Source organism: Pedobacter glucosidilyticus DSM 23534, from assembly GCF_000425145.1.
Classification (GTDB): domain Bacteria; phylum Bacteroidota; class Bacteroidia; order Sphingobacteriales; family Sphingobacteriaceae; genus Pseudopedobacter; species Pseudopedobacter glucosidilyticus.
This window is the reverse complement of sequence record NZ_AULF01000006.1, coordinates 35,060-59,344: the sequence shown is the minus strand read 5'-3', so window position 1 is coordinate 59,344 and position 24,285 is coordinate 35,060. Positions and strand designations below refer to the sequence as shown.

The 24,285-nt window shown below is 33.9% G+C and carries 25 protein-coding genes; 10 read left to right on the top strand and 15 right to left on the bottom strand.

Annotated elements, in window-relative coordinates:
* Nucleotides 1-197: 197 nt before the first annotated feature.
* A complete protein-coding gene (locus tag H510_RS0101690) occupies nucleotides 198-1,184 on the top strand; it encodes a hypothetical protein (protein WP_026902722.1) in 987 nt (328 codons plus the stop codon).
* Between the two features lie 38 nt (nucleotides 1,185-1,222).
* A complete protein-coding gene (locus H510_RS18050) occupies nucleotides 1,223-1,951 on the top strand; it encodes a diacylglycerol/polyprenol kinase family protein (RefSeq protein WP_051291001.1) in 729 nt (242 codons plus the stop codon).
* Here the strand turns inward: H510_RS18050 and H510_RS0101680 are convergent.
* Genes H510_RS0101680 through H510_RS0101670 form a run of 3 tightly spaced genes read right to left on the bottom strand, consistent with a single transcriptional unit; the run spans nucleotide 1,948 to nucleotide 3,724 of the window.
* Nucleotides 1,948-2,571: a rhomboid family intramembrane serine protease gene (locus H510_RS0101680; RefSeq protein ID WP_026902721.1), complete on the bottom strand. Its 624-nt coding sequence runs from the start codon at nucleotides 2,569-2,571 to the stop codon at nucleotides 1,948-1,950. The two genes, H510_RS18050 and H510_RS0101680, sit on opposite strands and share 4 nt — an antisense overlap.
* Nucleotides 2,572-2,579: 8 nt before the next feature.
* Nucleotides 2,580-2,933, bottom strand: a complete 354-nt coding sequence (locus H510_RS0101675; protein ID WP_026902720.1) for an MmcQ/YjbR family DNA-binding protein — start codon at nucleotides 2,931-2,933, stop codon at nucleotides 2,580-2,582.
* A gap of 5 nt (nucleotides 2,934-2,938) precedes the next feature.
* Nucleotides 2,939-3,724, bottom strand: a complete 786-nt coding sequence (locus H510_RS0101670; RefSeq protein ID WP_026902719.1) for a hypothetical protein — start codon at nucleotides 3,722-3,724, stop codon at nucleotides 2,939-2,941.
* 117 nt (nucleotides 3,725-3,841) lie between these two features.
* Between H510_RS0101670 and pepT the strand changes: the two genes are divergently transcribed.
* Nucleotides 3,842-5,080, top strand: a complete 1,239-nt coding sequence (pepT, locus tag H510_RS0101665) for a peptidase T (RefSeq protein ID WP_036691577.1) — start codon at nucleotides 3,842-3,844, stop codon at nucleotides 5,078-5,080.
* A 2-nt stretch (nucleotides 5,081-5,082) separates the two neighbouring features.
* Here the strand turns inward: pepT and H510_RS18045 are convergent, their stop codons facing one another.
* Nucleotides 5,083-5,631 (bottom strand): HPP family protein, encoded by a 549-nt coding sequence (locus H510_RS18045; protein ID WP_051291000.1) that lies wholly within the window; start codon nucleotides 5,629-5,631, stop codon nucleotides 5,083-5,085.
* Between the two features lie 39 nt (nucleotides 5,632-5,670).
* Complete coding sequence (locus H510_RS0101655; protein WP_051290999.1) at nucleotides 5,671-6,993, bottom strand: replication-associated recombination protein A; 1,323 nt, start codon at nucleotides 6,991-6,993, stop codon at nucleotides 5,671-5,673.
* Nucleotides 6,994-7,116: 123 nt separating this feature from the next.
* Here H510_RS0101655 and H510_RS0101650 point away from each other — a divergent pair, with 123 nt between their 5' ends.
* Entirely contained in the window at nucleotides 7,117-9,222 is a 2,106-nt protein-coding gene (locus H510_RS0101650) for a carboxy terminal-processing peptidase (protein WP_245584773.1), read from the top strand.
* 2 nt (nucleotides 9,223-9,224) lie between these two features.
* The gene (locus tag H510_RS0101645) at nucleotides 9,225-9,551 is read left to right on the top strand and encodes a DMT family transporter (RefSeq protein ID WP_026902715.1); all 327 of its coding nucleotides are present in this window, start codon (nucleotides 9,225-9,227) and stop codon (nucleotides 9,549-9,551) included.
* Nucleotides 9,552-9,627: 76 nt separating this feature from the next.
* On the opposite strand, the gene pfkA is transcribed toward H510_RS0101645, so the two are convergent.
* From pfkA to H510_RS0101630, 3 genes are read right to left on the bottom strand one after another with little or no spacing between them, the layout of a single operon-like run.
* Entirely contained in the window at nucleotides 9,628-10,608 is a 981-nt protein-coding gene (pfkA, locus tag H510_RS0101640) for a 6-phosphofructokinase (RefSeq protein WP_026902714.1), read from the bottom strand.
* Nucleotides 10,609-12,660, bottom strand: a complete 2,052-nt coding sequence (locus H510_RS0101635) for a protein-disulfide reductase DsbD family protein (protein ID WP_026902713.1) — start codon at nucleotides 12,658-12,660, stop codon at nucleotides 10,609-10,611.
* Nucleotides 12,661-12,667: 7 nt separating this feature from the next.
* Nucleotides 12,668-13,432, bottom strand: a complete 765-nt coding sequence (locus tag H510_RS0101630; RefSeq protein ID WP_026902712.1) for a biotin--[acetyl-CoA-carboxylase] ligase — start codon at nucleotides 13,430-13,432, stop codon at nucleotides 12,668-12,670.
* A gap of 36 nt (nucleotides 13,433-13,468) precedes the next feature.
* Between H510_RS0101630 and rsfS the strand changes: the two genes are divergently transcribed.
* The 5 genes from rsfS to H510_RS0101605 all read left to right on the top strand — a co-directional run bounded on the left by rsfS (nucleotide 13,469) and on the right by H510_RS0101605 (nucleotide 18,920).
* On the top strand, nucleotides 13,469-13,843 hold the full coding sequence (gene rsfS / locus H510_RS0101625; protein WP_026902711.1) for a ribosome silencing factor: 375 nt from the start codon (nucleotides 13,469-13,471) through the stop codon (nucleotides 13,841-13,843).
* A gap of 27 nt (nucleotides 13,844-13,870) precedes the next feature.
* The gene (ftsH, locus tag H510_RS0101620; protein ID WP_026902710.1) at nucleotides 13,871-15,955 is read left to right on the top strand and encodes an ATP-dependent zinc metalloprotease FtsH; all 2,085 of its coding nucleotides are present in this window, start codon (nucleotides 13,871-13,873) and stop codon (nucleotides 15,953-15,955) included.
* Between the two features lie 63 nt (nucleotides 15,956-16,018).
* Nucleotides 16,019-16,663, top strand: coding sequence for a LutC/YkgG family protein (locus tag H510_RS0101615; RefSeq protein WP_026902709.1), 645 nt, complete (start codon nucleotides 16,019-16,021; stop codon nucleotides 16,661-16,663).
* A gap of 45 nt (nucleotides 16,664-16,708) precedes the next feature.
* Entirely contained in the window at nucleotides 16,709-17,776 is a 1,068-nt protein-coding gene (locus tag H510_RS0101610; protein WP_026902708.1) for a PA0069 family radical SAM protein, read from the top strand.
* Nucleotides 17,777-17,837: 61 nt separating this feature from the next.
* On the top strand, nucleotides 17,838-18,920 hold the full coding sequence (locus tag H510_RS0101605; protein WP_026902707.1) for a 3-oxoacyl-ACP synthase III family protein: 1,083 nt from the start codon (nucleotides 17,838-17,840) through the stop codon (nucleotides 18,918-18,920).
* A 123-nt stretch (nucleotides 18,921-19,043) separates the two neighbouring features.
* Here the strand turns inward: H510_RS0101605 and H510_RS0101600 are convergent, their stop codons facing one another.
* The 7 genes from H510_RS0101600 to H510_RS18035 all read right to left on the bottom strand — a co-directional run bounded on the left by H510_RS0101600 (nucleotide 19,044) and on the right by H510_RS18035 (nucleotide 24,282).
* Nucleotides 19,044-19,508: a hypothetical protein gene (locus tag H510_RS0101600; RefSeq protein ID WP_026902706.1), complete on the bottom strand. Its 465-nt coding sequence runs from the start codon at nucleotides 19,506-19,508 to the stop codon at nucleotides 19,044-19,046.
* Between the two features lie 2 nt (nucleotides 19,509-19,510).
* Entirely contained in the window at nucleotides 19,511-19,846 is a 336-nt protein-coding gene (locus H510_RS0101595; protein WP_026902705.1) for a phage holin family protein, read from the bottom strand.
* Nucleotides 19,847-19,888: 42 nt separating this feature from the next.
* Nucleotides 19,889-20,155, bottom strand: coding sequence for a YtxH domain-containing protein (locus H510_RS0101590; RefSeq protein WP_026902704.1), 267 nt, complete (start codon nucleotides 20,153-20,155; stop codon nucleotides 19,889-19,891).
* Nucleotides 20,156-20,226: 71 nt separating this feature from the next.
* A complete protein-coding gene (locus H510_RS0101585) occupies nucleotides 20,227-21,267 on the bottom strand; it encodes an AI-2E family transporter (protein WP_026902703.1) in 1,041 nt (346 codons plus the stop codon).
* A gap of 81 nt (nucleotides 21,268-21,348) precedes the next feature.
* Nucleotides 21,349-22,335, bottom strand: a complete 987-nt coding sequence (locus H510_RS18040; protein ID WP_051290998.1) for a hypothetical protein — start codon at nucleotides 22,333-22,335, stop codon at nucleotides 21,349-21,351.
* A gap of 67 nt (nucleotides 22,336-22,402) precedes the next feature.
* A complete protein-coding gene (locus tag H510_RS0101575; RefSeq protein ID WP_026902702.1) occupies nucleotides 22,403-23,863 on the bottom strand; it encodes a hybrid sensor histidine kinase/response regulator in 1,461 nt (486 codons plus the stop codon).
* Between the two features lie 11 nt (nucleotides 23,864-23,874).
* Nucleotides 23,875-24,282 carry a response regulator gene (locus tag H510_RS18035; RefSeq protein ID WP_036691634.1) on the bottom strand — a complete coding sequence of 136 codons (408 nt, stop codon included), beginning with the start codon at nucleotides 24,280-24,282 and terminating at the stop codon, nucleotides 23,875-23,877.
* Nucleotides 24,283-24,285: the final 3 nt, after the last annotated feature.

Sequence of the window (24,285 nt, the reverse complement as noted above, 5' to 3'; positions counted from 1 at the left end):
CGAGAAGAGAAAAGAGCTTAGGCAAACTAATGAAAATTGTAATGTGTAAATTGATTTTTGTTCCTGTACCTCCAAAACCCACAATATTTATTGCAAATTTAGCCATTCTGTATGAACAGATGATGAATAAAAACAGCTTTTTGTAATAATTAGTATGGGTAAGTATTAATTAAGGTGTGCTTTGTATTTTTGCAAGCATGCAAGAGCAATTGTACCAACCTTTTCAAAGAATGCGATTTGAGCCTTCTGTTTGTTTCCTTAGCGGAGATAAACTCAACTCAACAGAAGAAACCTTAAATGTTTTTGCACCTTGGCTCATTAATAAGTACAGATTAGATGAAAGGCCTTTTAAGCTTTTAGACGAAAGCATGGTAAGCTACGCTGATATTAAAATTCCGTGTAGTGTGAAAACAGCAGATGCTTTTGAGAAATTAGAAAGTACTATTGAGAATGCTTTTTTAAAAGGCTATAAAGCAGTTACTGCTTTAGACGAGCAACAGCTATTTTTATGGGTTGCTAAAACCGTATACGGTATTATTTTCAAAGAATTGCAAATTGCAGTAAGGCAGCAGCATGCTAGTGGAGAGCAGTTTCACATGTCGCAAGGGCTTATACACAAGTTTAGCATGTTACATAGCATGTTGCAGGCAGTTGTTAAACCAGTTAAACTAGATGGTTTTAAACCTTGGAGTATCTGGATATGCGAAGTAGATAATGCCGAAGAAGAGTTTTCTTATCGTGATGAAATAAATACGCTTACTTTTTCTTTAAGGATGCAAGATTTTGGCATCATCCTTTGTTTGCAGGATAATGGCGCCAATAAAAAATATCACGAAGAGCTTTGGGAGAAAATTGCGGGAGCCAAGTTGCATCCCATTCAGTTTGAAGAGTTATGTGCTAAGATTTTTTATTCGGCATACCTATTTAACAGGTTGCCAGAATACCATATTATGCCTTTAGAAGACGAGTTTCATATTGAAGCGATGCCTTTAAGAGGCATGCAAGCAAAACCAGTTTTTGATTTATGGAACAACAAAACTTATGGTCAGGTTTTAGAGAATTTTTGGAAGCGTTGGAATTTCCTTTTACTCGAGATTATTAAAAACTCCGAAAGGCCAGTAAGTTATCTTTTTAATGAAAATGAAGAGCTTATAAATGCAGAAGACATTAATTTATCAAAATAATAAGCTATAATATCTATCTTTAATGGTATAGCCTATTTATGAATGTACCAGATATAGAAAAATTCATCCCATCATTAGATTTAATCTACCATTTAGGATTATACCTATTAGCTTATGTTGCTTTAGCTGTTTTATTGGTATCTATACTTAAAGCTAAGTTCAATATCAAAACAGCCTATTCACGTAAAATATACCATTTTCTCATTTTTACTGCGGCAGCCGTTTTACAAGTTTTATATGGTTTGCCGGCAGCTGTTTTAATGGGTGTTATTGTTTTCCTTTGGGTGATATTTGCCGTTTTAAAGGGTAAAAAAAGTTTTTTCTATCAGGCTTTAGCCCGAGAGAAAGATGAACCTTATGCCGATAGATTCATTATAATACCTTTATTTGCTACAGCTATTGGCGGTGTTTTAAGCAATTTATTTTTTCCGGGTTTTGCTTTTATAGGTTACTTGGTAGGTGGCTGGGGCGATGCTATTGGCGAACCTGTAGGCTCTAGATGGGGCAAACATCCTTACCAAGTACCCACTTTATTTGGTATAAAAGCTACCAGAACTTATGAAGGTTCTTTGGCTATTTTTATTGTAAGCACACTTATTTGTTTTTTGATATACCGCTTTTATGGATATCAACTACAAAGTGCAATTATTTATGCTATGGTTTGTGCTTTTGTAGCCACATTGGTTGAAGCTTTTAGCAATCATGGTTTAGATAATCTTACCATGCAATTAAGCGCTGCCGCAGCAAGTTATTATTTACTCACTTAAGAAGCTAAACCAGCCGAGATGCTATTTATAAAATGCCCAATAGCTCTTGGGTATAAAATAATGGTAATTAAAACTCCGGTTATAGCGCCGTAAAAATGGGCATCATGGTTTATCCCGTCATTAGATCTTCTACCTGCATAAGAAGTATAAATTAAAAACAAGAAACCGTAAATAACTGCAGGTATTGGGATGGGCAGCGGGAAAATAATCATCTTGGTAAGCGGAGCAAAAACGATAAAACTAAAAACCACTGCACAAACTGCCCCAGATGCACCTAAGCTATTGTACCAAAAGTGGTCTTTATGTCTTTGTACGGTAGGTAAATCGCTCAAAATTAAACTCACCATATAGAGCAAGCCAAATTGCCAATGCCCAATTATTTTTTCTAGGTTAAAGGCGAAGAAATAATAAGAAAGCATGTTAAATATCAGGTGCGACCAATCTTTATGAATAAAGCCACTGCTAATAAGTTGGTACAAATTCTTTCCTTTTGCAACGCTATATGGATGAAGCATGAACTTACCATAAAGCGCATCGTTATTAAAAGCATAAATACTGGTAACAATTGTGAAAATAAATATAATGGTCGCTACAGGTGTTTCATTTAGTATATCCAACATGCTATAAATTAAAGATTATAAATTTCTTCTTGTTGTTTTTTGGGTAAACTTTTCAAAACCAATTCGTACGAATGGTCTATCATTTCTGTAAGTTGTTTATCAGAAAGGCTACCGTTATAATAAACGGTATTCCAGTGTTTTTTATTCATGTGGTAACCGGGTACAACTTCAGTAAAAGATTCTCTTAGTTGAATGGCCTTTTCAGGTTCGCATTTCACGTTAAAACTGATAGGAGCTGTTAAACCGGCTAATAAGAATATTTTATCTGCTATTTTAAAAACCAAAGTATCATCTCCAAAAGGAAAAGATTCTGTTACTCCTTTTTTGTGAAGACAATAATTTCTTAAGCTTTCAATATTCATGAAAATTATTTGTAAAATATACCTTTAGAACCAAAAAGGTATTTAATAGATATTCCTAAGCTTGTGTATACGTCTTTAGAATTATTTTGGAAAACGGCAGGATTATCGTTGTAACCATCAATATCATCAGAAAATGTAAAAACCATTTTATAATTGATACCTAATTGAATAAATGCTTCATCGTAAGCATTGTAGAGGTTTAATCTGTAACCTATAGTTGTTGGGATGTTAAAAACGGTACTAAATTTACTTTTACCTATATCATTAGGATGTTGTCTACTAAAAGGTAATTGAATATTTTCTCCTCCGTCTGCTCTTTTATCTAAAGTTGGATCATAAGGAAGAACATTATTTTTACCACTTATAATACCTAAACCCAGTGAAAGGTTTAAATTTCTTAAAGCATAAATAAAGGGGTTAAAAGCATAATTATTATCTAAAAACTGCCCAGCAGCTACATTTCCTCTTATTTCTATATTAGAGAAATTAGAAACAAATTGCCTGTTATATTGGTCTGGACCATCTTTAAGTTCCACCATATTGTATTCTAATCCGGCAGAAAGAAAAGGGGTAATATAATAATCAGCAGAAACTCCGTAAAATATAGATTTATTAGTTCCTAAGCTTTTTTCAGCATTTGGATTGCTTTGTACAGGAGCACCCTCATAGCTAAGACCTGTATAAGCCGTAGTAGCTCCACCTTGTACACCAAACCCAAACCTGTAAAAACTAGATTGAGAGAAGCCAGAAAATGAACTTAGAAGTAAAATGATTGTTAATATCTTTTTCAAAGTATTGTTTTGAATCTTAAATCATACTTTTATGCAATTTAAACCAGATATAAGGCTTTCTGCAATCAGGTTAAAAATATTGCAAAAAATTGGCTTATCAAAATATTAATCATTAAAATGGATATACGCTATCAAGTTGTAGAGCGATTCTTGAGATATGCTCAAATAGATACACAGTCTAACCCTTATTCTCAAACTGTACCATCTACAGCAAAACAAAAGAATTTAGGGAGTTTATTAGTTAGAGAATTATTAGAAATAGGCCTTCGGGATGCTGAAATGGATGAAAATGGCTATGTATATGCCAGTATCCCTGCGAATACTCATAAGCAAGTGCCGGTTATATTTTTTTGCTCGCACATGGATACCTCTCCTGATTGTTCAGGCGAAAATGTAAAACCTATTATTCATAAAAATTATCAAGGTGAGGATATTATTTTACCTGATGACCCATCAGTTGTCTTAAAAGTGACAGAACACCCCGATTTAGCTCAACAAATTGGGAATGATATCATCACTGCAAGCGGAAAAACTTTGTTAGGTGCGGATAATAAAGCCGGTCTTGCTGAAATTATGGATGCAGTTAACTTTTTGGTAAATCATCCTGAACTTAAACATGGTGAAATTAAGGTTTTATTTACCCCCGATGAAGAAATTGGTAGAGGAGTAGACTATGTAAATTTAGCTAAGCTTAAAGCTGATTTTGGTTATACCATTGATGGTGAAACCTTGGGTTCTTTTGAAGATGAAACCTTCTCTGCTGATGGCATGACAGTTCATATTCAAGGTGTAAGTGCACATCCAGGTTTTGCAAAAAATAAGATGGAAAGCGCCATTAAAATAGCTGCCGAAATAGTAGCTGCATTGCCTAAAGATTTATCGCCAGAGCACACCAGCGGTAAACAAGGTTTTGTGCATCCCGTAGCTATAAAAGGCGAAGTTGAAGAAGCTTTGATAGAATTTATCATCCGAGATTTTGATGATACTATGTTGCTAACCCATGAAGAATTGGTGAAGAAAATCTCTTTAAAAGTATTAGAAAACTATCCTTCTGCTAACGCGACTTTTACGGTAAAAGAGCAATATCGCAACATGAAAAATATTATTGCGCAATATCCAAAAGTGACCAACTATGCGCTAGAAGCTATTGAGAGAGCAGGAATTAAACCAAAAGCTCAAAGCATTAGAGGGGGAACAGATGGTTCTCGTTTATCTTTTATGGGTTTGCCTTGCCCAAATATTTTTGCTGGCGAGCATGCTTTCCATAGCAAACAAGAATGGATTAGCGTTCAAGATATGGAAGCGGCAGTAAGAACCATTATTCATTTGGCACTTATTTGGGAAGAAAAAGCTTGAAATTATCCTTTATAGGGGTAATTTCTTCCTTTTGGGATATTATTAACCACCAAAGCTATCAATAATAAAATGATGATACCGCTTAAAACCGGAGATATAACATAGCTAAAGCCAAGGTTTTTTATTTTTTCTGAACCAATAACAGCTATTAAGGCTGTTGCTCCGCCAGGCGGGTGCATGGTTATCGTTATTTGCATGGCTACTATGGATAGGGCTACAGCTAGAGCTGCTGAAATCCAGATTTGATCTGGTAAAAATTTATAAACAATTACGCCTATAATAGCCGATAGTAAATGCCCACCTACCAGATTTCTGGGCTGTGCTAAAGGACTATTGGCTGCTCCAAAAACCAATACAGCCGAGGCACCAAATGAGCCTATCAAGAAAACATTATCTAAATGATCAAACCTTTGGCTATGGAAAAAACCTATGGTAGCAATACCTAAAAAGGCACCAATAAATGTCCAGAAATGGTCAATAGGGTCTATAATGGTTTGTTTATAAACAACATATTTAGCAACGCGATAACTTCTTTTCAGTTTCTTTTTCACTATTCAATCCGTTTTGCGGTTGCAAAATTATCAATAATTTTAATACTTGTAGCGTTTATTCCATAAGCTTTTTAAGCGCTCTTTAATCTTGATTTCAGCAGGATTGTTCTGAGGGTCATAAAGCGTAGTACCACTTAACTGCTCGGGGAAAAACTCTTGGTCGGCAAAATTGCCTTCATAAGCATGGGCGTATTTATAATCTTCGCCATAGCCAATGTTTTTCATCAGTTTAGTTGGGGCATTTCTAAGGTGTAAGGGTACTGGTAAATCTCCAGTTTGTTTAACCAATTGTTGTGCTTTACCAATAGCTTCATAAGAGGCATTGCTTTTGGCCGAACTTGCCAAATAAGTAACCGTTTGGGAGAGGATAATTCTAGACTCGGGCCAACCAATCACATTTACCGCTTGAAAACAATTATTGGCCAATAATAAAGCATTAGGGTTTGCATTACCAATATCTTCTGAGGCTAGAATGAGTAACCTCCTGGCAATAAAAGAAGGGTCTTCGCCACCCTCAATCATACGGGCAAGCCAATAAACAGCTGCGTTAGGGTCGCTTCCGCGGATAGACTTGATAAAGGCTGATATGATGTCATAATGTTGTTCGCCAGTTTTATCATATAAAGCCATGTTTTGTTGTACATGCTTTAATACAAATTCATTGGTGATACTTATTTTATCATCTTCTGCCGCATTTATCACTAACTCAAAAACGTTAAGTAGTCTTCTTCCATCGCCTCCTGATAATCTAAATAAAGCTTCTGTTTCTTTTAAATCAACATGTTTGGTTTTTAAAATTTCGTCGTTTTCTAATGCCCTTTTTAAGAGCTGAAGCAAATCATCCTCAGTTAAATTTTTAAGAATATAAACCTGGCATCTGGATAGTAAAGCTGATATCACCTCAAAAGAAGGGTTTTCTGTTGTAGCACCCACCAAAGTAACCAAGCCACGTTCTACCGCCCCTAACAAAGAATCTTGCTGAGATTTTGAAAACCTATGAATCTCATCAATGAACAAAACCGGTACAATGCCTCCTTTTTTGTATTGAGCAGCTTTTTCTATCACATCTCTAACATCTTTAACGCCCGAATTAATAGCACTTAAAGAGAAAAAAGGCCTATCTAAACTTTTAGAAATAATATAAGCTAAGGTAGTTTTTCCCACCCCTGGAGGGCCCCAAAATATCATACTTGGTATATTCCCATTCTCCAAAGCCTTACGCAAAACAGCTCCTTGGCCAACCAAATGTTGCTGTCCGGTATAATTGTCTAATGATGTTGGGCGCATCCGCTCTGCTAAAGGGTCTGTTATAGCCAATTTTTTATTTTTTTGATAAGTAACAAATATCGTACAAGATAGCATATTAACCCAGTTTTAAGCTAAAAATTATAGTATTTGTATTTGGTTTTTCCTTTTATTGTAAGCTTTGTATTCTATGTTTTTTGTTTAGCTTTAAAGCATTATTTTGCAAAAAAATACGTTGTAATGAATACTTCTCTTACGGGATTTGAAAAGATAAAAGATATGTTAAGAAGAATTTTTTCAGGGATTTTAATAGCGGCTACCATAGCTTGTACCGCAACACCTAGAATTATAAAAGATGTTCCGGGTTCTAATAACCTAAAACCTGATGAGCAACAAGCTTTAATTACTAAAGAAATTGCCGAGCTGGTTACCAGTTTCAATTATAAAAAGTTAAGCTTAAATGATTCTTTGGGTGGTGTTATTTATGATAACTACTTACAGAGTTTAGACCCTAATCGTAATTATTTTTTAGCTGCTGATATTGCAGAGTTCGCTCAGTTTAAATCCACTTTTGATGATGATTTAAAAGCTGGCGACTTAACAGCACCCTTTTACATGTTTAATGTATATCAGAAAAGATATAATGAAAGGATGAATTTCTCAATCAAAAATCTAAACAACAGTTTTGATTTTACTAAAAAAGAAGACTACATCTTTAGTCGCGAAAAGTTGCCTTGGTTTAAAGATATCGCAGAAAGCGACGCCAATTGGACAAAAAAAGTAAAGTATGATTATTTGAATCTGAAACTTACTCAAAAAGCAGATACAGCTATTAAATCATCCTTGAAAAAGCGTTATGAAAACTTAATTACACAATCTTCAAAAATTAATAATCAGGATGCTTTTCAGGTAATTATGACGGCTTTTACCGAGTCTATAGATCCACATACCAGCTATTTTAATCCAGCAAATGCTGCTAATTTTAATATTGATATGTCTAGATCATTGGAAGGGATAGGAGCTACTCTTACCTCTGAAAACGAATTTGTTACCATAAAAAGTATTGTTACCGGAGGACCTGCGGATAAAAGCAAGCAATTAAAAATTGATGACAAAATTATTGGCGTAGCCCAAGGGAATGAAGAGTTTGTAGATGTGATTGGTTGGAGATTGGACAATGCCATTGCATTAATTAGAGGTAAAAAGGGTACTGTTGTAAGGCTGAAAATCTTATCCAAAGAGCAAGACATGTCTGCCAAACCAAAAATTGTAGAAATGGTTCGTGAGAAAATTATATTGGAAGACCAGTCTGCAAAAAAATCAATAAAAACGGTTATCAGAGATGGTAAAACTTATAAATATGGTATCATAGAAATTCCAGCTTTTTATGCAGATTGGAAAGCTATGCAAGCCGGAGATCCTAATTATAAATCAACCACAAGAGATGTAAAATTGCTTTTAGATACCTTAAAACAACAAAATGTTGATGCTGTGGTAGTAGATTTAAGAACAAATGGAGGGGGCTCTTTGGTAGAAGCTATAGATTTAACGGGATTATTTATCACAACTGGTCCGGTAGTACAGGTTAGAGATTTGAGAAATAAAATAGAAGTAGATAGCGATGATAACCCGAGTGTGGCTTGGGATGGTCCGCTAGCTGTTATGGTAGATAGATTTAGCGCATCAGCATCAGAAATATTTGCTGGTGCTATACAAGATTATGGTCGCGGTATTGTGATAGGAAATACAACTTATGGTAAAGGTACTGTACAATCTGCTATTGATATGAGAAGGGTGAACCCTAATTTGGGCGAGAAAGGTGGACAAATTAACCTCACAACGGGTAAATTCTATCGAGTTAGTGGTAGTTCAACTCAGCATAAAGGTGTAACGCCAGATATCGAGTTTCCTGCAATTTTTCCAGCTGATAAGTATGGTGAAAGTGCAGAACCTGCTGCTTTACCTTGGGATGAGATTAAGAGTAGCAATTATGTGAAAATTAAAGATTTAAGTAAAGATATTAGCTCGCTAAAAGTAATGCATCAGCAAAGAATGAAAACCAGTCAGGAATTTAAGTTTTTGTTAGAAGATATTGAAGAATTTAAAAGAAGAGATAAAGAAAACTCCGTTCCTTTAAATGAAGAAGCACTTAAAAAGCAACGTGAAGATTTAGAGCAAAAGAATTTTGCACAAGAAAACGCCAGAAGAGTTAGCAGAGGGTTGCCAGCTTTAAAGAAAGGCGAATCTAAACCTGCAAAAGAAGAAGCATTTGACTTTATGCAACAAGAGGCTTTACAAATTCTTACCGATTTTATAGGCTTTAATAAAGTAGCTAAAGTAAAATAAGCATGAATTGGCTTATATTGGTTATTGCAGGTTTATTTGAAGTTGGTTTCGCATCTTGTTTAGGAAAAGCGAAAGAAACATCAGGGAATGTTGCTTTATGGTGGATAGCTGGATTTTTTATCTGTTTATCCATCAGCATGTACTTATTGTATTTAGCAACCAAAACTTTACCCATTGGCACTGCTTATGCCGTTTGGACAGGTGTTGGTGCTGTAGGAACGGTACTAGTTGGGATATTTATATTTAAAGAGCCAGCTACTTTTTGGAGGATATTTTTTATCATCACTCTTATAGGTTCTATTATAGGATTAAAGTTTGTATCAAGTTAAATAGCAGATTTAAAAACGTAAAAAGCCGTAAGATGTATTATTTTCTTACGGCTTTTTTATGATTTCTATTTTTGATTTATAAAGAAAGTACCTCTACAATTTTTAATAAATGCTCATTTACTTCAACGTTGTGTTTAATAGCATGGTCAAAGGGTGTAAAAGCTATTTTACCGTTTATTAAACCAACCATTTGAGCTTTTTCTCCTTTTAATAATCCTTCCACAGCAGCAACACCAACACGGCTTGCTAAAACTCTATCCATACAAGTTGGTGTTCCGCCACGTTGTATGTGTCCAAGAATAGAAACTTTAGTATCGTAGTTAGGGAAACGAGCTTTAATAATTTCTGCTACTTCAAAAGCGCCACCAGCATCATCACCTTCGGCAACCATAATAATTTTAGAAGATTTGTCTTTTCTACTAATCTCTAACCTATGGATAATCGCATTGATATCTGTTTTGGTTTCGGGTATTAAAATAGATTCTGCACCTACGCCTATACCACTTCTTAAAGCAATTAAACCACAATCGCGGCCCATTACTTCTACAATAAATAAACGGTCATGAGATTCTGCTGTATCTCTAATTTTATCTACCGCATTTATAACAGTATTAATAGCCGTATCATAACCTATAGTGAAATCTGTGCCAAATAAGTCATTATCTATTGTGCCTGGTAAGCCTAAAATTGGCATGTCAAACTCCTCGCCAAATACTTTAGCACCTGTAAAAGTACCATCTCCGCCAATGGCAATCAAAGCGTCAACATTTATTTTTTTAAGGTTGTTGTAAGCAATTTGTCTACCGTCTGGAGTTAAAAAAGCCTTACTTCTGGCTGTTTTTAAAATAGTTCCACCACGTTGGATAATATTAGCAACAGATTTACGATCCATATCCTGAAACTCAGCATTGATCATCCCCTCATAACCTCTTCTGATACCAACAACTTCTATATTATAAAATAAAGCAGTACGTACTACAGCTCTTATGGCTGCATTCATACCTGGTGAATCACCTCCTGATGTAAAAACGCCTATCTTTTTTATGGTACTTGTCATTTATTTTTTGTTTTGATAGTTAGATTTCCCTTCATTAAGAAATCTGATATAATTACTGATATCTAAGTTAAAAGCCTCTGGTTTGGTAAGTAGCTCTTCTTTATCATTTACAATAACATAATAAGGTTGCGAGTTTACTTTAAATTTAGAAGCTTGAAAATCGCTCCATTTATTACCTAAAGTTTTAACCTTTTTGCCAGAAAAAGTAGAAGTGTATTGTTCTGTTTCTGGTAAAGCAGTTTTATCATCCACGTAAAGTGAAATTAAAACATAATCCTTTTTCAGGATATTCAATACCTCTGGGTCGCTCCAAACACTTGCTTCCATTTTACGGCAATTTACACAGCTATGTCCTGTAAAATCTATAAGAACTGGTTTATTTACACTTTTTGCATAATCCATACCTTCTTCATAATCAAAAAAGGCATCTAAGTTATGCGGTGCTTCAAATAAACCAGCGTATTTTTTAGCTACATTACTTTTTTCAGAAGGCGAAGATAAGCTATTTGTGTAAAGGTCAAAATCTTGAGTGGTTTGCGGAGGCAACCAAGCACTAATGGCTTTTAGTGGCGCACCCCATAAACCAGGCACCATGTATAGGGTAAAAGAAAATACTATAATGCTTAAAAATAAACGAGGGACACTTACAAAGGGTAAATCAGCATCATGCGAGAATTTGATTTTTCCTAACAGATATAATCCTAATAAAGCAAAAATAACAATCCAAAGTACTAAAAAAACTTCGCGGTCTAAGATATCCCAATGGTAAGCTAGATCTACATTTGACAAAAATTTGAAAGCTAAAGCAAGCTCAATAAAACCTAAAACAACTTTTACGCTGTTTAACCACCCACCAGATTTTGGTAAAGATTTAAGTAAAGATGGAAAAGCTGCAAAAAGTGTAAATGGAATAGCTAAAGCAAGAGAGAAACCAAACATACCTATGGCAGGGCCCATCAATTCTCCCATTGAGGCAGCTTGTACTAATAAAGTTCCTATGATTGGGCCTGTACAAGAAAAAGAAACTAAAGCCAAAGCAAATGCCATAAAAAATAATCCGGCTAAGCCTCCTTTATCTGATTTTTCATCAACCTTGTTTACCCATGCTGATGGTAAAGTAAGCTCAAATGCACCAAAGAAAGAGATAGCAAATATCACCAGCATCAAGAAAAATACAAAGTTAAAAATACCATTACTGGCCATTTCATTTAAAGCATCAGAACCGAAAATTATCGTAACCAATAAGCCTAGTGCTACATAAATCACAATAATAAATAGCCCATATAAGCCAGCTTGCGTAACTGCTTTTGCCCTGCTGCCTGCCTTTTTAGTGAAAAAACTCACTGTTAAAGGTAACATAGGGAAAATACAAGGCATAATAAGCGCTAAGAAACCCCCAATAAAACCTGCTAAAAAGATTGCCCATAAGCTTTGCTCTTCTTGCGCTAAAGGTTTTGTATCAATTGCATTAACAAAAACTTGTTTAGAAGTAGTATCAGTAACAGCGCTATCTATTGATTCATTTTTTGCCGTATCTAGACTTTCTGTCGCTTTATCAACAACCGGAGTTGCGGGTGTAACAGCCACTGCTTTAAATGTTAATGAGGCTGTAACTTTAAATTCTATTTCCTCTGGCGGAAGACATTGTTTATCATTACAAACCATAAATTCTAAAACACCATTTATGATAGCTTCTTGGGTGTTAAGTTTAACTTTTTGTTTAAAAACAGCTCGGTTTTCATGCCAAGCAATGTTCATGTTAAAGTTGGGGTCAAAAGCCTTTTCTGCTTCTGGTGCTTCTGTGGTTTTACCCACCAACGTATAGCTTTTGCTTGGGCTTAACGTTAATGATGTGGCAATAGGTCCACCATCCTCAATATTTAAAGAATAAACATGCCATCCTTTATCAATTTTAGCTGTAGCAACCACATAAGCCTCTTTGTCATTGATAGCCTCTGTTGAAAAAGACCAACTTACAGGTTTTAAAATTTGAGCCCAGCTTGTAACAGTTAAGCTGAAAAAGATGAGGGTAAATAAAATATTTTTTTTCATTGTGATATTAAATTACAAAAGCAATTTCTTTAAAATCGAATGCTTGTATATCTCCAGCTATACTTACGACAAGTTTGCCATTGGGGTTAACATCAATAATTCTGGCAGACACTTTTTCATGATTAATGATAAAATCTGCCAACTGGTTAAACCTAAATAGTTTGTTCATATAATCAGCATAAAGTAAATCTTTTTTATTGGTTTTAAGTTGTAAGTACCTGCCTTCTATGCAGTAACAAAGTTCTGATAATAACTGGTTAAGATGATATTCCCTTTGTAAAATATTAGCAACAGAGGTGGCTTTAAGGCTATCAGTAAAAGTATTTTGGTTAACATTTAAACCAATACCCACCACACTTTCTTTCAAAAAAGTGCCTTTAAGGGTGTTTTCTATCAGGATGCCACCAATTTTTTTGTTTCTAACATAAATATCATTAGGCCATTTAACTTTACAATCTTCACCTAGTAATTTCGTTAAACAATCTGTAACACCCAAAGAAATAACTTTATTAAGTTCAAACTGTTCTGATGCAGCTAGGAAAGTCGGTTTTAAAAGGACACTTATGGTAAGGTTTTTACCAGCTTCACTAAGCCAAACATTGCCCCTTTGTCCTCTTCCGGCAAATTGTTCATCTGCCATAATAACAGTACCTTCTTGAAGTGGCTCGCAATTTGAAAGTAATTGTTTAAGGTAATTGTTTGTAGAATCAATCTCCTTTAATTTTACAATATTTTGTCCAACAAATAGTGATGAAAAAGTGTTATTTTGCAATATGTTTTAATTAAAATCCAAAACTAAAATTTTTTAATGGTAAAAAATAAAATAGAAATCCCATCTACAGACATATCTGCTTTCGTAGTTCACGGAATTCAGGAAAAAAAAGGGAATGAAATAGTGCGGTTAGATCTTAGAAATATTCATAGTTCTGTTGCAGATTTTTTTGTGATTTGTCATGCAGAATCATCTACCCAAATAAGAGCTATAGCAGATAGTGTAGAAGAAGAAGTTTACAAAGCAACTGGGCAAGAGCCTTCAAGAAAAGAAGGTTTAATACATGCTGAGTGGGTAATTCTAGACTATTCAGATGTTGTAGTGCACATCTTTAAAACAGATAAAAGAGCTTTCTACGGTATAGAAGATTTATGGGGAGACGCAGAAGTTAAATTTTATCAAAGCGCCTAAAACCACAAAGGTATTATCAAGAAGAAAATGAAAGAAAATCAAAATAAAAAATCAATAAAAAAAGTTCCCGGCAAACGTGTAGTTCCAAAGCCACCAAAATTCAATATCATGTGGATTTACGGTGTGATTATACTAGCCATTTTAGCAGTTCAGTTTTTCATGAGTGGTAATAATTCTAAGTTAATTACTTACCAAAAATTTGAGCAAGAAATGCTAAGAACCGGCGATGTAGATAAATTGGTAGGTTACAAACAAGAAGACCTTTACATTGCTGAAGTTTATATTAAAAAAGATAGTTTAAAAAAGGATAAGTTTAAAGATGTTAGAGATAACTCTAATTTTTCTGTAACAGGAACCAGTCCGCAATATTATTTTAAAGATGGTTCTTTTGAAGCTTTAGAGAAGCGTTTGCAAGCTTCGCAAGAAGGTGTTCCAGAGGGGCAGCGAGTAAATGTTCTTCCAGAAACCAGAAGTAACCCAATCTCTGGATGGTTTTGGAGTGTGATATTCCCAATTATCCTTTTTGCTTTACTGTGGATATTTATCATGAGAAGAATGGGTGGTGGTGCCGGAGGCGGAGCTGGTGGTCAAATCTTTAATATTGGCAAATCAAAAGCTACACTTTTTGATAAAGAATCTCAAGTAACCGTTACTTTTAATGATGTTGCTGGTTTAGAAGAAGCTAAACAAGAGGTAATGGAAATTGTAGATTTCCTCAAAAATCCTAAAAAATACACCAATTTGGGTGGTAAAATTCCTAAAGGAGCTTTATTAGTTGGCTCGCCCGGTACAGGTAAAACTTTGTTGGCTAAGGCTGTTGCAGGTGAAGCGCAGGTTCCTTTCTTCTCTCTATCGGGTTCAGATTTTGTGGAGATGTTTGTTGGGGTTGGTGCATCAAGAGTAAGAGATTTATTTAAGCAAGCTAAAGAAAAAGCACCTTGTATTATTTTTATTGATGAGATTGATGCTATAGGTAGGGCAAGAGGTAAAAATAGTATGGTAGGCGGTAATGATGAGCGTGAAAATACCTTAAACCAGTTATTGGTTGAAATGGATGGTTTCGGTACCGATTCTGGTATCATCATTATGGCGGCAACCAACAGACCAGATGTATTGGATAGCGCTTTATTACGTCCAGGTCGTTTTGATAGACAAATTTCTATTGATAAGCCAGATTTAGTAGGTAGAGAGCAAATTTTTAAAGTGCATTTGCAACCCTTAAAACTTGCTAAAGAGATAGATCCTAAAAAATTATCGGCACAAACCCCAGGTTTTGCTGGTGCAGAAATAGCAAATGTTTGTAATGAAGCTGCTCTTATTGCAGCTAGAAGAAACAAAGAAGCTATTGATATGCAAGATTTTCAGGATGCTATTGACCGTGTAATTGGTGGTTTAGAGAAAAAAAATAAAATCATATCTCCAGAAGAAAAGAAAATTGTTGCTTATCACGAGGCTGGTCATGCTATTGCAGGTTGGTTTTTAGAACATGCAGATCCATTGGTTAAAGTTTCTATTGTGCCACGCGGAGTAGCTGCTTTAGGTTATGCACAATACTTACCAAAAGAACAATTTTTGTATACTACAGAGCAACTTTCTGATGGTTTATGTATGACAATGGGTGGTCGTGTTGCAGAAGATATCATCTTTGGTAAAATCTCTACAGGCGCACAAAATGACTTAGAGCGTATCACTAAACTTGCTTACGCAATGGTTACCATTTATGGTATGAACCCTAAAGTAGGCAATGTTTCTTTCCACGACCCTAATAACGAGTACAATTTTAGCAAGCCTTATTCTGATAAAACTGCTGAATTGATTGATATTGAAGTTAGGTTATTGATAGAAGGTATTTATAACAGAACTAAAGAATTACTTACCGAAAAAAGAGAAGGTTTAGAGTTATTAGCTCAAAAGCTTTTGGAGAAAGAAATCTTGTTCCAAAGTGATTTAGAAGAAATTTTAGGTAAAAGACCATTTGACCACAGAACCACCTACGATGAATTTGTGAATGGTAAAGAGGGTGGAGAGCAAGGTGTAATTGCAGAAAATATACATCCAGAACCTGTTGGCGATAGTACAGAACCACTTAAATCAGAATCATCTGAAATATAAATTTTAAATCCCCTGTTTCAGGGGATTTTTTATATCCTAAATTTGCAGCTTATAACATAGGAAATGAAGGAAAGTACTTCTAAAGAGAAATTACTTAAAAAAATACGAAAAGCTTTATTAGAGAAAAGAGATAATCCATATCCTAACTTGGAAGATCTTCCTTTATATCCGCCGGTAGAGGAACTACCTGAAGTGGTATTTGCTGAACAATTTATAAACGTAAGCGGTCAGTTTGTTTTTTGTGAGGATGAAATACAACTTATAGAAAATATCTTGCTTTTGGCGGATGAGAAAAAGTGGCGAAAAATTTACTGCTGGGAAAAACCTTTACAAGATTTATTAAGCAAATACGGATATCCGTTTTACGAAAGCGATAAAGATTTTGAACTGGCAGAAGTTGGCTTTACCTTGTGCGAAGCACTTATAGCCAGAAATGGTTCTATTTTAGTAAGCAATGCCAGTGCAGCTGGCAGGAGGTTAAGCATATACCCCCATTTTCATGTAGTGATAGCTTATACTTCACAAATGGTGATGGATTTAAAAGACGGGTTTAAATTATTAAAAGATAAATACGGTAATAATTTACCTACAATGATTAGTACCATTACTGGTCCAAGTCGTACTGCTGATATTGAAAAAACATTGGTTATAGGTGCCCATGGCCCCAAAGAACTTTTTGTTTTCTTGTTAGATGATTCTTATCAATAGTTAGTTTTCTCTAAAAAATACTAAAAATTTTAGTATTTTTAAGTTATGTTGAATAATGAAGAATCTTACCTAAAAGGTCGTGGTGCGCAAGGAAATATCAATAATAAATTCCAAAATTTAAAATATAGTTTAGAACATATTGAAGGGTTAGATGAACCTTTTATTGATGAAATCAAAACAGAATTCATCAAAGAATACCCAAAGAAAATCATCAGCGAAAGCAATAGCCCAGATTTATCTTTTGTAGCATCAATTAATCCATATCATGGTTGCGAGCATGGTTGTATTTATTGTTATGCCAGAAACTCGCATGAGTATTGGGGTTTTGATGCAGGTTTAGATTTTGAGAGTAAAATCATCATCAAACCCGATGCTGCTAAGTTATTAGAACAGCAATTGAACAGACCAAACTATCAACCTAAAGTTATTTTACTATCCGGAAATACAGATTGCTACCAGCCTGCAGAAAGAAAATTTAAAATAACACGGGCGATTTTAGAAGTATTTCTGAAATATAAGCATCCGGTTAGCATCATCACTAAAAATAATCTTATCCTTAGAGATTTAGATTTATTACAAGAATTAAACAAGCATGACTTATTACATGTAAATATCTCTATTACTTCATTAAATGAAAATTTGCGGTTAAAATTAGAACCTAGAACTGTAACAGGCAAAGGCAGATTAAAAGTTGTAGAAACTTTAGCAAAGCATGATATACCTGTAAGAGTAATGATTGCCCCCATTATACCAAGTTTAAATAGTCATGAAATTACGGATATTGTTAAAGTAGCTGCATCTAACGGGGCGCAAGCTGCTGCTTTTACCATTGTACGTTTAAATGGTGCTATAGCTCATATTTTTACAGATTGGATAGCAAAAGCTTTTCCAGATGCTGCCCAAAAAGTATTGCACCAAATACAAGCTTGCCATGATGGTAAGTTAAATGATTCTAGATGGGGAAAACGTATTTCTGGAGATGGGATAGAGGCGCAGGCTATACATCAGCTTTTTAATTTAGCTGTTAAGAAATATCTAAAAGGAAGATCAATGAAAATCCAAAGATTAGATCTTTTTAGAAATGATTTTAATAGGCAAACAAGCTTGTTTTAAAATAAATATTTCCTAATCCCAATACTTTATACTAATTTGGTATATAGTACAAATCTAACGCATGACCAAATCAATTAAAGCTGTTATTACTGCAACCGGAAGTTATATCCCTGGTGTTATAGTTAAGAATGAAGATTTTATTAACCACGAATTCTTTGAGCGAGATGGGCAACGCATCAATCGCAGTAATGCAGATATCATTAAGAAATTTGTTTCCATAACTGATATAGAAGAGAGAAGATATGCAGCACCTAAGCAAACAGCTTCTGAACTAGGGTTTTTAGCCGCCCAAGATGCCTTACAATCTTCTTTGATAGATCCTGAATCTTTAGATTATATCATTGTAGCACACAATTTTGGAGATATTACTCACGGTACAAACCGTTCTGATATGGTGCCTACTTTGGCAAGTCGTATTAAACATAAGTTAGCAATTCAAAATCCAGATTGCGTAGCTTATGATTTACCTTTTGGTTGCCCAGGATGGGTGCAAGGCTTAATACAAGCCAACTATTATATTAAAGCTGGCGATGCTAAAAATGTTTTGATTATAGGTTCAGAAACCTTGTCAAGAATTACTGATCCGCATGATAGAGATAGTATGATTTATGCTGATGGTGCCGGAGCAGTGATATTGAGTGCATTAGAAACCGATGAAAATGTGGGTATACTATCGCACAAAACGCAAACGCATACCCAAAATGAAGCTTGGTTTTTAAGAATGGAAGGTAGCAGCAAAGAAGATTATGCCGCTTACACTGATATTTTCTTAAAAATGGATGGGCGTAAGGTTTATGAGTACGCTTTGAAAAATGTACCGTTAGTAATGAAAGCAGCTTTAGAAAAAGCCAATTTAAATCCAGACGATGTAAAGAAAGTACTAGTACACCAAGCTAACGGAAAAATGGATGAGGCTATTTTGAAAAGATTTTTTAAGCTATATGATATTGATGATGCACCAATGGATATAATGCCTATGTCTATTGCTAAATTGGGTAATTCATCTGTAGCTACAGTTCCAACATTGTTAGATTTGATATTAAAAACTAAATATGAAGGACATGAGATTAAGAAAAACGATGTTGTATTATTTACTTCAGTAGGTGCAGGTATGAATATTAATACGGTAGTATATAAATTTTAAAAAGAGGCTTCCTAAAATTGTATTCATTATTTTAAACAAAGTAAAATACTTTTTGATATCTCCAGAAAAGGCTGCAGCTTTTGGCATATAGAATACTAAATGATATTCTAAAAGTCTTAGTGATTAAAAAGTTTCGCTATCTGGCGGAATGCCATAATCTATGGTTGGCTTCTTTTTACTTTTTAGAGTTGAGTTTATCCATGAACTTGCTTTATCTATTAAACTGCTTAACTTGTTTTGGTTAACATTTTGGGGGTTGATAACTCTTTGAGATAATAAGGTTAATACAGATTTTAGAAATAAACCATTGCCTCTCAATAAAGTTTTATTAAGCACCATTGGGACAAGTATTCTTGCTAAAGAGGTTACCCAATCAGCATTTTTAGGATTTATTCCGTGTTGTTTTGGAGTATTGAAACCTAAGAAAGAGCCAATTTTTTTTAAGAAAGTAAACGGAGATTCTATAGCATCTTTAAAACTTTGTTTCTTTTTTAAGAAGTAAAGTTCTTGTTCTGCTTGTTGCAAGCGCAAGGATTTTATTTGCGCTCTTAACTGTTGAATATTTTCTATGTTAGTTTGATTTACCACTATTATTCCTCCTCCTGTTTTTTGAAAATTTTCCTTATCATATTGTTAACTATCGGTTTTTCTAGGTATTTATCTTTGATAGCGTATACAATTACCGCTATTAAAAAATAGAAAAGAGAAACTAGGAAAAATCCTCCGTAGCTGTTACCCAATAATTCTGATATATAAAAGCCAAATGCCAAACTCACGAAAAGAAATGCAAGTACCAGAAATATAATTACTAAACCGTCAGTAATTAAGTTGGCAAAAAGCAGTACTCCTTTTTCTACAAGGGTCAACTTAGCAAGTTTCATTCTTGTATGAAGATGCTCTTTGATTTTTTCTATTAGTTCTTCCATAACTTAGCGTGGGTCTGTCATTTTATAATTTTCATCAAATTTTTAGGCATGCTCTGTGTCATTAGCATATTCGTCTTCTGCCTGTTTAATTTTAGATTTTATATTTCCTACAATTTTTTCTTTTAAATCTGTTAGGTTATCTATTTCTTCAGCAGCTTTTTCTTTGATGCTATCGCCTAAATTTTTTAAAGATTCGGCAAGTTTATCTCTCGTATCTGAACCTTTTTCTGGAGCAAATAATAAACCTAAAGCAGCACCAGCAGCTAATCCGGCTAAAAGTGCTATTACTGTTTTTGAATTGTCTGTCATGATGATTGTGTTTTAATGTAAATATAATTTTAAGTAAGAAAATACCTTGCCAAAATATATTTTATAAGCTATCAATTTGAATTTTTGTTTTCCAGATGACTTTCTAATCGTTCTGTAGCAATAATATCTATTTCATAAATTTCTGCTAAATGTATGAACCATGATAATAGTAAGGGTCCAAAAACTAAACCTACGAAGCCAAACATTGGAATACCTATAATCACTCCAATAACTGTAATAATAGGATGTGTATCGGCCACTTTTTTATTGATGATGAAGCGTATTACATTATCTATATTGATGAGTATGGTTAAAGTAAAAACACTTAAAAAAATAGCATTTCCGGTATCTCCATTTAAAAAAAGTATAATAGCTGCGGGTAAAGTAATAAGTGGAGCGCCTATTACAGGCAAGAAGGATAGGAAAGTACCTAATACTCCCCAGAAAATAGCATCATTTATACCAACTAGAAAAAATGATATACTTACTAACAAACCTTGCACAATAGCTATTAAACCTTGCCCTAAAATATTTGAATAAGTGGTGTTTCTTAGTTCAACAGCAAATTTTTTAGCATGATGCTCTCTTAAAGGAGCATATTTTAACAAGATATTTTCAAAAGTATCCATTTGTACCAGCATAAAATAAAGTACAAAATACATCAGCGTAAGCGCTAGGAAGATAAAAAATGCCCCACCAACAAATGTGGGAAATAGTTCTTGAATGAATAGAGATAATTTATTTACATATTTTTCTACCAAATGAGGCTGGTTTAGTTTAAGACCTACAAAATCATCTAATCTTGAAATAAGAGCTTTTAATTGAAATTGATCTTGTTTGAGGCTACTCACTTTATCAATAATCATATAGCTCAGCACAAAAAATGGTAAAATTATAATAAGGAATGATAGTAAAATGATGGCACTTGCGGCAACGTATTTTTTAACTTTCTTGCACAAATAAATATATAACGGTTTAAAAATAGTGTAGATAACAATGGCGCCTAAGAATGCGGTAAATAAGTCTCTTAAACTATACAATATAATTACCGCAAGAAGTAGTAATACGATAAGAACAATAGAATTTCTTTGCTTAAATGTAAAAACCGACATATCTAAATATATAAAAGCTTTTAAAACAAAAAAAGCTCCGAAAATGATATTCCGAAGCTTTTAATAATTTCTTTTTAGAATTTACTGTGCTTTTGCTTGAGGTATTACTAAAGCGCAACCAGAGCCATCTACTTTAGTACCCGCAGGAGTATTAGGACATTTATCTAAATGATCTGCAACACCATCACCATCGCTATCTTTTTTAAGATCTTGCACATCTTGTTCTGCTTTAGTTGTACGATCTTTTAATTTATTAACGTCCTCACGTAAAGTAGAGTCTTTAAGCTCATCATACATAGTTGCTACTGGGTTTGCCCAAGTTAAATTTGGTTTTGTTTTAGAACCTAGTGCAAATTCTAAACCTGCATGTGTGTAAGAAAATTTATCTTTTGAGTTTTCTTTTCCGTAAGTAGCGTCTAAATTATCTGCATCTAAGAAGTTCATGGTATAACCGATGTTAAAACTAACAACTTCTGAAACTTTAAATTTTGCACCAACACCTACAGGAATATAAACACTTTTAATAAAGTCTTTGTCTCCAGAAGAGCCTGCTCTGCCTTTCCAATCAACCAAAGCATTTGCTTGGTTGATATAGCTTGGTGCGTAAGCTAAAGTACCCATACCAGTAGAAATGTTAAAATTTAAAGCATTTTCTCTTTTTAAGAAATCAATAGTTGCAACATTAGCTACTCCTCTTAAATCAATACCGAAACCAATTTGGGTATCAAAAGATCTGTAATCACCTATTCTTCCTCCTGGGGCATCAGCATTATTACCAGATAGAGTACCAAATACTGCGTTTAATTGCAAGCTAAAAGCATGTGCAACTTGTTTATTTAAGCTAATGCCATAACCAAAATTAGCATCCCAGTTGGTATAATCGTCTGAACCACCAATAAGTACTACTGGAGTTAAAGCTCCACCATGAATACCTACAGACCAAGTTCTATATTGGTCTCTGCCACCAAAAGTTTTAGCTGTAGAGTTAGTTGTTTCCTGTGCAAAGGTTAGCGTTGTGCTAGACACAAATAGCGTTAATGCTAAAAAAAATTTAATGTTTTTTCTCATTTCTATTATTTTGAATTACAATGTTAATGAAAATCTGTTTATTTAACATGATGTATTAAAAATTTAATTATAAAGAATTCCATAAATGAATCTGATTGCTTATAGGAATATATATAGAGAAAGTAGAACCTTGGTTTGAACTTTTATCTAAGTTTATTTTCCCTTTATGATTAATTAAGATTTTTTGAGCGTTAGCTAAGCCCATTCCCAAACTTTTAGGTTTTGAGCTATAAAAAGGTTCAAAAATTCTTTTTTGATCTTCTACGGCTACGCCAGAACCATTGTCTGTAATTAAAATTTGTATTTCGTTGTTGTGAGTTTCTGTTTTTACAGTAATATAGTTAGCCCCCGCCTCAACAGCGTTTATGAAAACATTTTGTATAGCTTGTATAACTTGTTCTTCGTCAACATCAATAGTAATATCTGTTGTGTTAAACTCTTTATCAATTTTTAATAGATTGTTGTTTAATTGATCTTCGGTTTTGATGATGACCTCTTCAAGTATGTGGTTTAATACTTTGGTTTGGATATTAAGTTCTCTGTTTTGGGTTGAGCTTACTAGATTAGAAACCAATAGATTTATTTTATCAAAATTGGTTTTTATAATGTTTAAGTAAAGATTTATAGTTTCATCATTGGTGTTTAAATCTAACTTAAGTTGTTCTAGTGATAAATTAATATTTGATAATGGATTTCTAATCTCATTGGACAAGCCTTTAACTATTCTTTCTGTTACTGCAAGCTTCTCCATATCAACAATAGTTTTTTCTTCTTTTTTCCTATTGGTTATATCATGCACAATACAATAATAAAGTTCTTCTGTAGCGTGTTGGTCTATTTGTAAAAATGCAGAGATAGCTACTGTTTTTAACTCTTTATTTTTGGTAATCAATTGAGTCTCAAAATCATGAGTTGAGCCTTTTTCATCCATAAGCTGTACAAATAAGGCGTTGTCTTTGCGGTTTGCATATAAATCTGCTCCTTTAATAAGACTTAGTTCTTCTCGGGTATATTTAAAGAATTTTAATCCAGCCTCATTAATATCTCTAATAGTACCCAGTGAGTCTATAATTAAAAATGGTTCTTTAGAGCGCTCAAAAATAATCTTAAATTTATTTTCACTTTCTTTTAGTGCTTTTAGGGTGAAAGTGTGCTTTAAAGCATAACGTATAGAGCGCTCTATGGTATAAGGGTCTATTTTATCTTTAATAAGATAATCTGCTGCACCTATTTGAAGTGCTTCATCGTCTACTTTAGAATCTCCTTTACCAGTTAAAATGATGATGGGTTCTCCAACGTTTGATTTGATAGCCTCTTTTAAAAGATCTAATCCTGTATATTTACCCAATCGATAATCAACCAAATAAATATCATAATGACTTTTAAGCATGGCATTAATGCCTTCTTCGTAGTTATTTATCCAGCTTAGGCTATAAATTTCCTTTTGTGGGATATCGTTAAATATTTCTTTGGTAAGGATATAATCATCCTCATCATCATCTATTAATAATACTTTTACAGCTTTCATATTATTATATATTATCCGTATGATTTTATTAAATCTCCGGCTATTTTAAGCATTTCGTTAAACTTGTAAGGTTTAGTGATGAAATCACTAGCGCCCATTTTTAAACTATCTGTTTTTTCTTGTTCACTTCTGGAGGTCGTAAAAATTACTACCGGTATATTTTTTGTTTTTTCATGCTCTTTGATAAAGGCTAATACTTGGTGGCCATTAATCTTGGGCATATTTAAATCAAGAAGAATAAGATTTGGCCTTGGCTTATGACGCTTTTTTTTAAGAATTTCAATAATCTTCTCTCCATCTTCAAAAAACACCAAAGGTTTGATATAATTAAACTCTTTAAATGCCTCTTTTAGCATCAATCTATCATCTGGGTCGTCTTCAACAATCCAAATAGCATTGCTTATATTTTCTTTACTCATTTA

Coding starts and splice junctions, on each gene's coding strand:
- H510_RS18040 (WP_051290998.1), bottom strand. CDS start 22,335: ATGAGAAAAAACATTAAATTTTTTTTAGCATTAACGCTATTTGTGTCT.
- H510_RS0101590 (WP_026902704.1), bottom strand. CDS start 20,155: ATGACAGACAATTCAAAAACAGTAATAGCACTTTTAGCCGGATTAGCT.
- H510_RS0101615 (WP_026902709.1), top strand. CDS start 16,019: ATGAAGGAAAGTACTTCTAAAGAGAAATTACTTAAAAAAATACGAAAA.
- H510_RS0101610 (WP_026902708.1), top strand. CDS start 16,709: ATGTTGAATAATGAAGAATCTTACCTAAAAGGTCGTGGTGCGCAAGGA.
- ftsH (WP_026902710.1), top strand. CDS start 13,871: ATGAAAGAAAATCAAAATAAAAAATCAATAAAAAAAGTTCCCGGCAAA.
- H510_RS0101650 (WP_245584773.1), top strand. CDS start 7,117: ATGAATACTTCTCTTACGGGATTTGAAAAGATAAAAGATATGTTAAGA.
- H510_RS0101680 (WP_026902721.1), bottom strand. CDS start 2,571: ATGTTGGATATACTAAATGAAACACCTGTAGCGACCATTATATTTATT.
- pfkA (WP_026902714.1), bottom strand. CDS start 10,608: ATGACAAGTACCATAAAAAAGATAGGCGTTTTTACATCAGGAGGTGAT.
- H510_RS18035 (WP_036691634.1), bottom strand. CDS start 24,282: ATGAGTAAAGAAAATATAAGCAATGCTATTTGGATTGTTGAAGACGAC.
- rsfS (WP_026902711.1), top strand. CDS start 13,469: ATGGTAAAAAATAAAATAGAAATCCCATCTACAGACATATCTGCTTTC.
- pepT (WP_036691577.1), top strand. CDS start 3,842: ATGGATATACGCTATCAAGTTGTAGAGCGATTCTTGAGATATGCTCAA.
- H510_RS0101655 (WP_051290999.1), bottom strand. CDS start 6,993: ATGCTATCTTGTACGATATTTGTTACTTATCAAAAAAATAAAAAATTG.
- H510_RS0101645 (WP_026902715.1), top strand. CDS start 9,225: ATGAATTGGCTTATATTGGTTATTGCAGGTTTATTTGAAGTTGGTTTC.
- H510_RS0101690 (WP_026902722.1), top strand. CDS start 198: ATGCAAGAGCAATTGTACCAACCTTTTCAAAGAATGCGATTTGAGCCT.
- H510_RS0101605 (WP_026902707.1), top strand. CDS start 17,838: ATGACCAAATCAATTAAAGCTGTTATTACTGCAACCGGAAGTTATATC.
- H510_RS0101595 (WP_026902705.1), bottom strand. CDS start 19,846: ATGGAAGAACTAATAGAAAAAATCAAAGAGCATCTTCATACAAGAATG.
- H510_RS0101575 (WP_026902702.1), bottom strand. CDS start 23,863: ATGAAAGCTGTAAAAGTATTATTAATAGATGATGATGAGGATGATTAT.
- H510_RS0101585 (WP_026902703.1), bottom strand. CDS start 21,267: ATGTCGGTTTTTACATTTAAGCAAAGAAATTCTATTGTTCTTATCGTA.
- H510_RS18050 (WP_051291001.1), top strand. CDS start 1,223: ATGAATGTACCAGATATAGAAAAATTCATCCCATCATTAGATTTAATC.
- H510_RS0101675 (WP_026902720.1), bottom strand. CDS start 2,933: ATGAATATTGAAAGCTTAAGAAATTATTGTCTTCACAAAAAAGGAGTA.
- H510_RS0101635 (WP_026902713.1), bottom strand. CDS start 12,660: ATGAAAAAAAATATTTTATTTACCCTCATCTTTTTCAGCTTAACTGTT.